This is a genomic window from Citrobacter sp. R-1.5.2 (genome assembly GCF_035064245.1).
GTDB lineage: Bacteria > Pseudomonadota > Gammaproteobacteria > Enterobacterales > Enterobacteriaceae > Citrobacter.
This window is the reverse complement of sequence record NZ_JASEYC010000013.1, coordinates 134,728-147,293: the sequence shown is the minus strand read 5'-3', so window position 1 is coordinate 147,293 and position 12,566 is coordinate 134,728. Positions and strand designations below refer to the sequence as shown.

7 protein-coding genes are annotated in these 12,566 nt (G+C 52.8%); 3 read left to right on the top strand and 4 right to left on the bottom strand.

Translation table 11 applies throughout. From position 1 onward, the window contains the following. Both QMN38_RS27035 and mscS read left to right on the top strand, forming a co-directional pair. The coding region (locus QMN38_RS27035) for an IS1 family transposase (protein ID WP_071528444.1) at window positions 1–61 on the top strand (61 nt) is incomplete at its 5' end. Window positions 62–255: 194 nt separating this feature from the next. Continuing rightward, window positions 256–1,134 carry a small-conductance mechanosensitive channel MscS gene (gene mscS / locus QMN38_RS20350; RefSeq protein ID WP_323605830.1) on the top strand — a complete coding sequence of 293 codons (879 nt, stop codon included), beginning with the start codon at window positions 256–258 and terminating at the stop codon, window positions 1,132–1,134. A gap of 132 nt (window positions 1,135–1,266) precedes the next feature. Here mscS and guaA read toward each other — a convergent pair whose 3' ends face one another. Both guaA and guaB read right to left on the bottom strand, forming a co-directional pair. Beyond that, on the bottom strand, window positions 1,267–2,844 hold the full coding sequence (gene guaA, locus QMN38_RS20345; RefSeq protein WP_124021378.1) for a glutamine-hydrolyzing GMP synthase: 1,578 nt from the start codon (window positions 2,842–2,844) through the stop codon (window positions 1,267–1,269). Between the two features lie 63 nt (window positions 2,845–2,907). Continuing rightward, the gene (gene guaB / locus QMN38_RS20340; protein WP_271440705.1) at window positions 2,908–4,374 is read right to left on the bottom strand and encodes an IMP dehydrogenase; all 1,467 of its coding nucleotides are present in this window, start codon (window positions 4,372–4,374) and stop codon (window positions 2,908–2,910) included. A gap of 160 nt (window positions 4,375–4,534) precedes the next feature. Here guaB and xseA point away from each other — a divergent pair, with 160 nt between their 5' ends. After that, entirely contained in the window at window positions 4,535–5,908 is a 1,374-nt protein-coding gene (gene xseA, locus QMN38_RS20335; RefSeq protein WP_323605826.1) for an exodeoxyribonuclease VII large subunit, read from the top strand. A 6-nt stretch (window positions 5,909–5,914) separates the two neighbouring features. Here xseA and QMN38_RS20330 read toward each other — a convergent pair whose 3' ends face one another. Beyond that, the gene (locus tag QMN38_RS20330; RefSeq protein ID WP_476580380.1) at window positions 5,915–11,431 is read right to left on the bottom strand and encodes an adhesion domain-containing protein; all 5,517 of its coding nucleotides are present in this window, start codon (window positions 11,429–11,431) and stop codon (window positions 5,915–5,917) included. A 124-nt stretch (window positions 11,432–11,555) separates the two neighbouring features. Continuing rightward, window positions 11,556–12,527: a SinI family autotransporter-associated protein gene (locus QMN38_RS20325; RefSeq protein WP_323605825.1), complete on the bottom strand. Its 972-nt coding sequence runs from the start codon at window positions 12,525–12,527 to the stop codon at window positions 11,556–11,558. Between the last annotated feature and the right edge of the window lie 39 nt (window positions 12,528–12,566).

The following is a 12,566-nucleotide window of genomic DNA, read 5'->3' as shown; positions in this document are numbered from 1 at the left end:
ATCGGTGGAGCTGCATGACAAAGTCATCGGGCATTATCTGAACATAAAACACTATCAATAAGTTGGAGTCATTACCCACCATTTGCGCTGTTTTTTTACGTTCGCCTTTACTGCACATAAAAAGACATACACAGCTCAAATAACCGCTAATTAATATCCTCAAAAAATATCAGCGGCCTACGCATTAATATTTTGTATAAAAAATTAATTGTTTATTTGAATTTCTAACATTTGTTAATACTACAGGGTCATACCATGAGTAGTTTTACATTATTTCCCAAAATACGTACCGGTCTTGAATGGCTTGCCGGGCACAGTGATGCGGTAATTCAATTTGGCTGGAACATCGTCGCTGCCGTCATTTTGTTGTTTGTCGGTAAATTTATCTCTCGCCTGCTCTCCCGCGGGCTGGAAAAATTACTCCTCAAGCGAAAAGTCGACATCACCATCATCCAGTTCTTCACTGCTCTCGTCCGTTACATTACCCTCGCCTTTTTCGTTGTCGCCGCACTGGGCCGCGTCGGTATTGAAACATCATCCATTATTGCGGTTATCGGTGCTGCGGGATTGGCTGTCGGCCTGGCGTTACAGGGGTCGTTATCCAACTTTGCCGCTGGCGTCTTGTTGGTCTCCCTACGTCCATTTCGCGCCGGGGAAGTCGTACAGATTGGCGCTGTTACCGGAACGGTAGAAAAGGTCCACATTTTCTCCACCACGCTTCTCACCGCCGACAGCAAAGAAGTGGTGATCCCAAACGGTAAGATCATTTCCGATAACATCATTAACTATTCTCGCCACCCGTTTCGCCGTATCGATCTGGTCATTGGCGTTGGTTATCAGAGCCGCATCGCTGATGTCAAACGCGTTATCAATCGGATCATCGAACTGGATCGTCGTATAGATCAGAAACGTGGTGTGACCGTGCGACTGGGAGAGCTTGGCGCCTCATCGCTGAACTTCTATGTTCGTGTATGGGTGCGCAATGCTGAGTACTGGAACACCTATTACGACCTGCTGGAAAGTATTAAAGAAGCGCTGGACGACAACCATATCGACCTGCCCTATCCGCAAATGGATATTCGTGTGGAAAATGTTGCATCCAAAACGCAGCCACAGTTGCAGTTGGTTGATTAGCCCCCTACAGAATAGGCGGTATTCATATCGTCCTGAATTCAATTTCCCGACCATAGATAATAAAAAGCCCCCTGATTTACAGAGGGCTTTATTACATGTTATTGGCTCAGTAGCCGATAACAGGGAGAGGGATTATTCCCACTCAATGGTCGCTGGTGGCTTACCGCTGATGTCATACACGACGCGGGAGATACCGTTAACTTCGTTGATGATGCGGTTGGAAACGCGGCCCAGGAAGTCATACGGCAGGTGTGCCCAATGCGCGGTCATAAAGTCGATGGTTTCTACAGCACGCAGGGAGACAACCCAGTCATACTTACGGCCATCGCCCATTACGCCAACGGAACGAACCGGCAGGAATACGGTGAACGCCTGACTTACTTTGTTGTACAGGTCAGCTTTGTGCAGTTCTTCGATGAAGATAGCATCCGCACGACGCAGCAAATCGCAGTACTCTTTCTTCACTTCGCCCAGCACGCGAACACCGAGCCCAGGACCCGGGAATGGGTGGCGGTACAGCATGTCATACGGGAGACCCAGTTCAAGACCAATTTTGCGCACTTCGTCTTTAAACAACTCACGCAACGGTTCAACCAGGCCCATCTTCATCTCTTTCGGCAGGCCGCCTACGTTGTGGTGAGATTTAATAACGTGTGCTTTACCGGTTGCCGAAGCAGCGGATTCGATCACGTCAGGGTAGATAGTTCCCTGCGCCAGCCACTTCACATCTTCCAGCTTCAGCGCTTCTTCGTCGAATACTTCAACGAAAACACGGCCGATGATTTTACGTTTGGCTTCCGGATCGTTCTCGCCTTTCAGCGCATCCAGGAAACGCTGCTCGCCTTCCACGTGAACAATATTCAGGCCGAAGTGATCGCCGAACATATCCATCACCTGCTGAGCTTCGTTCAGACGCAGCAGACCGTTATCCACGAAGACACAGGTCAGGTTTTTGCCAATTGCGCGGTGCAGCAGCATTGCGGTAACGGAGGAGTCAACGCCACCGGACAGACCGAGGATCACTTTGTCATTACCAACCTGCTCACGAATACGTGCAACAGCGTCGTCGATGATTTTTTCCGGCGTCCACAGCGCTTCACACTGGCAGATGTCACGCACAAAGCGCTCCAGCATGCGCATACCCTGACGGGTATGGGTGACTTCCGGGTGGAACTGCACACCGTAGAAGCGTTTTTCTTCATGCGCCATGATGGCGAACGGGCAACTGTCGGTGCTGGCAACGGTAACAAAACCTTCCGGAATCGCAGTCACTTTATCGCCGTGGCTCATCCATACGTCCAGCAGAGGTTTGCCTTCTGCAGTCAGGGAGTCTTCGATACCACGGATCAGCGCGCTATCGGTCTGGACTTCAACCTGTGCATAACCGAACTCACGCTCGTTAGAACCTTCAACATGTCCACCCAGTTGCATTGCCATGGTCTGCATGCCATAGCACACACCAAAGACCGGCACGCCAGCATTGAACACGTACTCTGGTGCACGTGGGCTGTTTGCTTCGGTGGTACTTTCCGGACCACCGGAAAGAATAATACCGCTTGGGTTGAATTCGCGAATTTGTGCTTCCGTAACATCCCATGCCCACAGTTCACAGTAGACGCCCAGTTCACGTACGCGGCGTGCAACCAGTTGAGTGTACTGCGATCCGAAATCGAGGATGAGAATGCGATGTTTATGAATATTGTCTGTCATTGACGCTAATTCCGAGGCAAGTGAAACAAATTCGCCCGGCATAGAGCCGGGCGCGGAAACTTATCAGGAGCCCATGCGGTAGTTAGGGGACTCTTTGGTGATGGTCACATCGTGAACGTGACTTTCCTGAATACCCGCACCGCTGATACGGACAAATTCAGCCTGAGTACGCAGCGCGTCGATAGTACCACAGCCGGTCAGACCCATACAGGAGCGCAGGCCGCCCATCTGCTGGTGAATGATCTCTTTCAGGCGACCTTTATACGCCACACGACCTTCGATACCTTCCGGAACCAGTTTGTCAGCAGCGTTATCGCTCTGGAAATAACGGTCAGAAGAACCTTTGGACATCGCACCCAGGGACCCCATACCACGGTAAGACTTGTAAGAACGCCCCTGGTACAGTTCGATTTCCCCCGGAGACTCTTCGGTACCTGCCAGCATAGAACCCACCATGACAGCAGCAGCACCTGCAGCAATCGCTTTAGCAATATCGCCAGAGAAACGAATACCGCCGTCGGCGATAACCGGAATGCCTGTCCCTTCCAGTGCTGCAACCGCATCAGAAACGGCGGTAATCTGCGGAACGCCCACACCGGTAACGATACGGGTAGTACAGATGGAGCCAGGACCGATACCGACTTTAACCGCGCTACAGCCTGCTTCGGCCAGAGCGCGCGCGCCAGCACCCGTAGCAACGTTACCGCCGATGATCTGCAGATCAGGGTATTTTGCACGTGTTTCGCGGATACGCTGCAGAACGCCTTCAGAGTGGCCATGAGAGGAGTCGATCAGCAGAACATCAACACCGGCGGCAACCAGCGCATCAACACGCTCTTCATTACCTGCGCCTGCACCAACCGCAGCACCCACGCGCAGACGACCATGCTCATCTTTACAGGCGTTAGGTTTACGTTCTGCTTTCTGGAAATCTTTTACGGTGATCATGCCGAGAAGATGGAAGCTTTCATCAACAACCAGCGCTTTCTCAACACGTTTTTCGTGCATTTTTGCAAACACAACATCACGCGCTTCACCTTCGCGTACGGTTACCAAACGCTCTTTCGGCGTCATGTAAACGCTAACCGGCTGGCTGAGGTCGGTCACAAAGCGTACGTCACGGCCAGTGATGATACCGACCAGTTCGTTGTCTTCCGTTACAACCGGGTAGCCTGCAAAGCCATTACGCTCGGTCAGTTCTTTCACTTCACGCAGCGTGGTGGTTGGCAGTACGGTCTGCGGGTCGGTCACCACGCCAGATTCGTGTTTTTTCACACGTTTAACTTCTTCGGCCTGGCGCTCGATGGACATGTTTTTGTGGATAAAACCGATGCCGCCTTCCTGAGCCAGGGCAATTGCCAGGCGTGCTTCCGTCACGGTGTCCATTGCCGCAGAGAGCATAGGAATGTTCAGGCGAATGGTTTTCGTCAATTGCGTGCTGAGGTCAGCTGTATTCGGCAGAACGGTAGAATGAGCGGGAACGAGGAGGACGTCGTCAAACGTCAGGGCTTCTTTAGCGATACGTAGCATGGGCAATATCTCACCTGGGAGGTTATTAAATATTGCCGCGGCATTATACAGAGCGTAACCGATTGCATCCACACTTTTTTGCAAAAAAACCTTGCGCTCCTCTGTGAGCATGTTACTTTCGATTGAATAACCTGCTGATTTAGAATTTGATCCCGCTCACATGTTATCCTCTCAAACCACCTCAATTTTTACCGTAAGCCGCCTAAACCAGACGGTTCGTCTGCTGCTTGAGCAGGAAATGGGACACGTGTGGATCAGCGGCGAAATCTCGAATTTCACCCAGCCCTCGTCAGGCCACTGGTATTTCACGCTTAAAGATGACACCGCCCAGGTACGCTGCGCAATGTTCCGCAACAGTAACCGTCGGGTGACATTCCGCCCGCAGCATGGACAGCAAGTGCTGGTACGCGCCAACATTACGCTGTACGAGCCGCGCGGCGACTACCAGATAATCGTCGAGAGCATGCAGCCTGCGGGCGAAGGTTTGTTACAGCAAAAATATGAACAGCTGAAGGCCAAATTACAGGCTGAGGGGTTGTTCGATCAGCAATACAAACAACCGTTGCCCTCACCGGCCCATTGCGTCGGGGTGATCACCTCGAAAACCGGGGCTGCGCTGCACGATATCCTCCATGTTCTGAAGCGTCGTGACCCTTCCCTGCCCGTGATAATTTACCCAACCGCCGTGCAGGGTGATGATGCACCGGCCCAGATCGTACGCGCCATTGAACTGGCTAACGCACGTCAGGAGTGCGATGTTTTAATCGTCGGGCGTGGCGGCGGTTCGCTGGAAGATTTATGGAGCTTTAACGACGAACGCGTGGCACGGGCAATATTTAACAGTGCCATTCCGGTCGTCAGCGCCGTCGGTCATGAAACCGATGTCACTATCGCTGACTTCGTCGGCGACTTGCGTGCACCTACGCCGTCTGCGGCTGCCGAAATTGTCAGCCGCAATCAACAGGAGCTGTTACGCCAGGTTCAATCTGTACAGCAACGCCTGGGAATGGCGATGGATTACTACCTTGCCAACCGTACCCGTCGCTTTACCCAGATCCATCATCGCTTGCAACAACAGCACCCTCAGTTGCGTCTGGCACGCCAGCAGACCTCACTTGAGCGTCTGCGTCAGCGGATGAACCTCGCACTGGATAATCAACTAAAACGCGTAGCATCACGTCAGTTGCGTATTACCCAGCGATTGAACCAGCAAAACCCGCAGCCTCGGATTTATCGTGCCCAGACGCGTATTCAGCAACTGGAACATCGTCTGGCACAGAACATTCGTACACGGCTGAGCGATCAACGTGAACGTTTCGGCAATACGGTGACGCATCTGGAAGCTGTCAGCCCGTTAGCCACGCTGGCGCGCGGCTATAGCGTGACCACAGCCAGCAGCGGCCAGGTACTAAAACAGGCCAGGCAGGTAAAAGCAGGTGATGTCATGAAGACACGACTGGAAGATGGCTGGGTGGAGAGCGAAGTCACGACTGTAACCCTGCAGAAAAAGTCACGCGCCCGTAAGGCGCGTTAAGTTTTCCTACTCCACGCAGGTGGCAAAACCTGCTGTTTTCTTAGCGTCGATATACGAATTCACCGAGCCATTGGTCTGGTTAACGCCGCAATAGTTACTGCCGCACTTGGTGCCCGACAGATAGGCATAGCTTGATGTCGATGGCCACCCTGAGCTGCTGAAGACGGAAACCAGTGCTTTCAAATCATCCAGCGACGCTGCCTGGCTCAGGCTACCGCACTGCGCCGCTAAATCCCATGTACTGGTATCCACCGTATGTGCCAACGCCCACTCTTCTTTGTTGAGTAAAATAAATAACGGCGGTGTTACGCCTGAAGGCAACTCTGCCACCAGCAGCGGGCGATGTAACATTTTACCGTTAGCGCTTACTGTATCAGGCATATGTCCCCAATAATGAGCCTTATCAGTATCCGGGCTGGTTGGTACCGTGAAGATGGTATCCAGCGACGATTGCAGCCGGGTATCGCTCACTAATGTCGCAGTCAGCGTTGTTTTCAACCCCAGGCTCTTGTCCTGACTTAGCGTAAAGGTTGCCTTGCCCTCCGTGCCAGTCGTTCCTGTAAAAACACTGGCGGCAGTTGTCATATCGCTGATATCACTTGCTGGAGTCAGTTCTCTGAGAACAAGGTTATCTCCTCCCATATCAGCTTCTACATCACCATCAGTAATCACTACGCCCGCCCGGTTCGTCGAATCGCTACGAGAAAGTGTGAAACTCGCCCCCGACACCGGATTACCACTACTGTCTTGTACGGTAACCGTTAGTGGCATGGCATCGCCTTTTTCTGCCACAGCGGCATCTTTTGTCGCCTCCATCGCCGTTGAGCTCAACGTAATCGACGATGCCGTTATACGGGGATCAACCAGACACACCTGTGCAGCCGTGGCACCTGAGCTACTTGTTGAACTGTTACCACCAGTGCTCAGCTGAACAAACTGATAATTCCCGGTGCCTGCCTCGCGATCGGCCGCCCACCAGGACTTATTTGCCCCAATCGGCCAACCGTAAACCGTCCCGATACCACCGGAAGTCCTCATGTTATCGATATACAGCGTTTGCATATCAGCCACCAGCGGCTGATAGGCTAAATCGCAGCCTGTTGCACCCGCTTCCTGTGTCTTTGCCGCAGTAACCAGCGGCCAGACTTCGTTGTTATAGGTATATGTTGAACTGTACGATGACATCTCTGCGGCCAACAAAGGACGGCGGAAGGTCACTCCCGCGCTATTCGTCGCCGTTTCCGGCATATGGCCCCAGTAGTTTGCTTTATCCGTATCCGGGCTGGTCATCACAGTGAACACGGCAGGTAATGACTGCCTGCTCTCGCTCAAACCATCGATCATCGCCTGCAGCGGCGTGATAAATCCCGCACCGTTATCCTGACTGATGTCCAGCGTCAACGTACCATCATCCCCGGTAACCGTATAATATTCGGCGCTGCTGGTACGCCCCTCTTCATGGTTAATCTGCATCATGGCGGCATCGCTGCTGTTAATGTCTTTACTGGCACGTCCTGTACTCTCGCCTCGCGCAAAAATCACTGGCGTATTTCCGACAGGATTGCCCTGCGCATCCAGTGTCGTTATCACCAGCGGAATAGTTTCACCCACCCTGGCTTTAGCGTAACCCTCACTCGCGATATACAGCGATGATGTCAGCGTGAGATGTGTCGCGACGGCATGCGCATTTTGCAAACAGGAAAAATAGAGTTTTTCACTCCAGAGTTGCGAAGTAATGCCGTTATCACGGAGATTGAGCGATTTCACATACCGATTTTCACTGGTTCGGCTGAGATCGACCGTGCTGTTTTGATAGTTTTTTTCATCCAACGGCCACCCCTGCTGTGTATTCATTGCCCCGCCCGGCCAGGCCTCATAGAGCGACTGCAAATCGGCAAGAGCCGGGACATACTCAGCACCACAGATGTTGGTAATGCCATGATAATCTGCGGTTCCCCAGGTTTCGTTGTTCTCTTTGCTGCTGCCGGCAACACTGTCAGAGATCTCAGCGAGCAACAGCGGGCGCTTGAATACTGTACCGTTAGCCGCGGTTGTCGTTTCCGGCATATGTCCCCACATCGCTGCTTTATCACTGTCCGGGCTGGTTGCGACGGTAAAAATAGTATCGATGCTGTCACTCACACTGGCATTGTCATACAGCGAAGCGGTAATCGCGACTTTCGTACCGTGTGTATTTGGACGGGTAACATTGATGATTTTGCTGCCGTCAGCGCCCGTCAGTCCGCCGATTTTGGTAGAAGTATCGTTAAGCGATTCACCATCAATCACGACGGGTGACACAATACCGTCGCCACTGCCGGCTGTATGCTGAACCCCCTGGCGGGTGTAGCCGTCTCCGCGACGCAATACAAACGGCGTATCCGGTAGCGGTTCACCGCTGGCATCTTTCACTGTGACCCTGAGTTGCAGGGTATCGCCTTTCTTCACCTTTGCCGCCTGCTGAGCATCGCTCCATTCAGTGGCATCAACCACCTCAAGGGTAATGGTGGTGGCGACAGCGTTGTCACTTGCCAGACAGCTGGTATAAATGGATGCGCTACCGTCGTTCCCCTCATTACCGCTGGCAAGGGAGAGCGTTTTCCACGCCGTCGGGCTGGCAAATGTCGCTGACCAATACGGCTCAGTAACTGGCCAGCCCTGGATGTTGTGTATTGCACCATTGCTATTAGCGCTATAGAGCTCGCTTAGTTGGTCAAGTCGCGGTAACCGCATTGTCGCACAACCACCGACGCCCGTATTACCGGCTGCATCGGCATGGGTAACCCGCGCCCAGGTTTCGTTATCTTCTTCCTGAGTGCGCGTTGCATTGACTTCCGCCGCCAGTTTGGGTCGTTCAAACGTCAGGTTACCGACGGTAATGGTATCCGCCATATAGCCCCACATCTGCGCATCTGCTGTATCGGGGCTGGTAGGAACCAAAAACTTAACGCTGCGTGATACCGGTGTAGTGATGTACGAGTTAACAGGTACAACGGTGAGTTGCGTCAGTAGTCCCACGCCCTGCGGTTGCTCTATCACTATCGACGCATTGCCCTCGGAATCGGTCATCCCTTCATAAGTCATGGATGACTCAGAAGAACCGTAGGTTTCGCCCCCCATAACCAACGCGCCGTCAGTGCTGTCGCTGAAACCTGTTGTCAGGCCGTTGCGGTTTTTACCGTGTGTCATCGTGATCGTAAATTTGGCACTCGGCACCGCCAGGTTGTTCAGCGCATTCACGGAATGGACATGCATCGTAATCGGTTCGCCCACTTTTGCTGTAGCCTGACTGAGGGTCGCATCGTCGTTGAACCAGACCTCCAGCCGGGTCACCAGTTCATTACCCGAACAACTGAGGTAGTTCGCTTCCATACCGCTGAACAGTGTATCAGCACCGTTTACCAGATTGACATGCGCGGTCTCTGTGCCATCAGTATCAGCAGAGATATAGCTATGGCCAGCTGTTGGCCAGCCATAGTGCGTCGCCATCGCATTGCCGGAATGTGCCTGATACAGCGAGTCCAGTGACAACTGCCCTGGTACCTGATTAGCACCGCACTGGTTGGTTGCCGCCGTCACCGAGTTGAAAGTAGCCCAGTCTTCATGGTTTTCCACCGTCGAGCCCGTCTGCGCCGTCGCTTCAGACGCCAGCAACGGGCGCTTATAGATATTGCCGGCTTCAACCCCCCCCTGCATATGGCCCCACATCCGCGCCTGCGAGACATTTGGACTGGTCACTACGGTAAAAATGACGTTAGCCAAAGCTTCAGTACCGTCGGTCAGCGCCACACGCAGCGGCGTCATCACGCCAGCGCCGTTATTCTGTGTCAATTCAACGGAAAGCTGACCGTCTGCACCGGTAATACCATGATAATGTTCCGGTGTCCCTGAACCTTCGATGCTCGCCAGCACCGGATTATCATTCCAGCCATAGCTCTCGCCCTCAGCTTGTGCCTGGGCATTCGTCTGCCCTTTTCGGTTCTGTTCATCACCCAGATACAGATCAAAACTGCGGTACGGTAGCGCTTCCCCCGTTACGTTATCGGTGACGGCAACCTTCATATTGATTGACTGGCCCACGTTAACCTTCGCCGCATTGACTGTGCTGTCCATGCTATCCAGCGTAAGCGTGACAATTGGCGTCACCTCAGGCGAGGCCTTATCAACACAGCTCACCACGGAGGTGGTGCTATCTGGCTCATCAGCAACGCTACGGCTGAGCATATTGACGCCCAGATGGTTCTGGCTCAATGTCCCTGTCGAAGACGACCAGTATTCGTTGGTTCCCGCCACTGGCCACCCCAGAGAAGTGACCAGGTCGCCGCGGGCAATTTTTAACCCCATAAGCTGACGCGCATCCGGCAGAATGTCACAGCCGTTATCCGCTCCGCTCCAGGTAAACAACGCCCAACTTTCATTGTTAGCCGCCACAACCCCATTTTCGCCATCTGTTTCCGCCGCCAGCTTTGGCCGTGTAAACGTGTACGTCTCCCCATCAATCGTTGCACTGGCACTCTCGGTCATATGGCCCCACATATTAGCGTTAGCGCTGTCCGGGCTGGTTAACGTCGTGAAAATCACATCGATATCAGCTTTTAACGTTACGGCATTCGTGGGATAAACCGTCAGTGGCGTTTTCACGCCAGGACCATTGGTCTGCGTAACCGTGACGGTAGCCTTTCCGTTAGCATCAGTGGTACCGTGATATTCAGTGCCCGGCGTAGTCAGTTCAGTATCCCCCACGTGCACAGGTGCGTTATTGTTGACCTCTCCCTGGCGATTCAACGCGTCACTACGGGTGATAACAAATGCCGTATTACCAACGGGCTCCCCCTGACAATCACGTGTAGTAATGCTCAACGTAATGCTCTCTCCAGCCTTCACCTTCGCCGCCTGCAACGTATCATCATAATGATCGGCCGAGATCGATATTGGATCGCCGGCCGCCGCTGCGATGGAAATCGGTATCTTCTGACTCAGCAACGAGACGGTATTATTAAATGGGGTGCCGGTCGTGGTTTGCAGATAGAGCGTGGTGGCGGTATCGGCATCAATTTGCGGCCAGACGACAAACTGCCGTCCAGCCATATTTTGTGCACAAAAGGTCTTATTGGCGGCAGGCTGTGGATCCAGCGGCTCGTCCGGCGTACTGGCATCTGCCCAGATGAGTTCAACGACAGGCATCTGACTTGCCCAGCGTAATGGTGGTATAGCGAAAATATCGCCTTCGGTGTCAACAGGGTTCACCAGTTGCAATGCACTCGGCGTATCATCAGTGCTGAAGTCACGGGGCATCGCACTAAAGCTGACAGTGTTTGTGTCCTCCGGATTAAGCAAAACACTCCCCTGATAAACCGGAATTGTCGCGCCATCGGCCTGCGGGACAGTACCGTTGATGGCATCTGTGGCACTGCTCAGTTCCTGCCAGGCACCGCTTTTCAGCGCCGCAGAGGCGGGCAATGCCATGCAGTCAACAAACAGCAACATAGCCAGTAAGAAACGATACATTTTATAACGACGCAGATTGCCATCCATGAGCGATATCCACTTGTAATTTCTGGAGATTTTTCAACACCTTTTGCTTAGCGTGCGGCTAAGCAAAAGGCATGGAAAAGGCCATCCCCTGCGGGAATGGCCTTGGTGAGTATTACTTGCGTTGGTAATCGATTGACAGTCCGTAACCCTGGACACCATCGTTGCCAAGGGTAACACCACCGCTCTCGCCGTTGTCGAATGCCGTTTTCGCCTCAGCATTGGTGACAGGAATAACCAGATCGCTGTTGTTGAAGCTTTCGTTGACGATACCGCCCGCCGCGCCAAGCTGCAGGCTGGTCCCGGTAAATTTCCAGCGATAGTTATAGCTGCTGGTAACATCTTCACCGGTATCATAAGTATTGTTGCCGTTTTTATCTTTCCACAGCAGAACTTTATAGGTGGTATTGGTTTTGAGTTTGGTGGACGTATTACCCAGCAGGTTCGCCGTTGTTCCAGACTCATAGATAGCCACTTTCACGTTATCATCAACAACCGGGCCTTCCGGAATATCATCGTCGTCCGCACCGCCGCCCGCGTTGGTGGAAAGGTCATTCAGCAGTAAGACTGTCGCGACATTCGGATCACCGGTGGTTGTGGTTGGCGTAATCTTGATACCAAGATAATAATCAGCATCATCGGCCTGGATGGTGTAGGTGTCCTGGCCCGTCGTTCCACTAATCTCTTCAGCATCCGAGCCGTCCTGGTTCTTCGAACGCACCCAAATAACAGTGGCTTTGGTGGCAGTATTGCCCGTATCCAAATCGCCTTCTGTATCACCAATCGCCCAGTTGACTGTTACCTTATCGCCAATATGGAACTGCTTATCACCGTCGCCGGAGCCAATAGTACGACTGCCGCGATCGATAGTGACTACAACGTGGTTCTTATCAGTTTCCGCAACCTTATCTTCCGCCCGAGTGATCCACGGAATCGTCCCCTGGATAGACCCTGTGCTATCAGTCAAAATCTGCCATTGACCGCTTTTTAAATTGCCGTCCGCCGCCATTGCCGGAACCGAGCAGTATCCTGCAACCACCAGCGCCAGAGCGACCCTGGTCAATCGCCTATTAAATAATACCTGCATTAAGACTCTCCTTTTTCTTCAACAATCAGCGGTAAACTC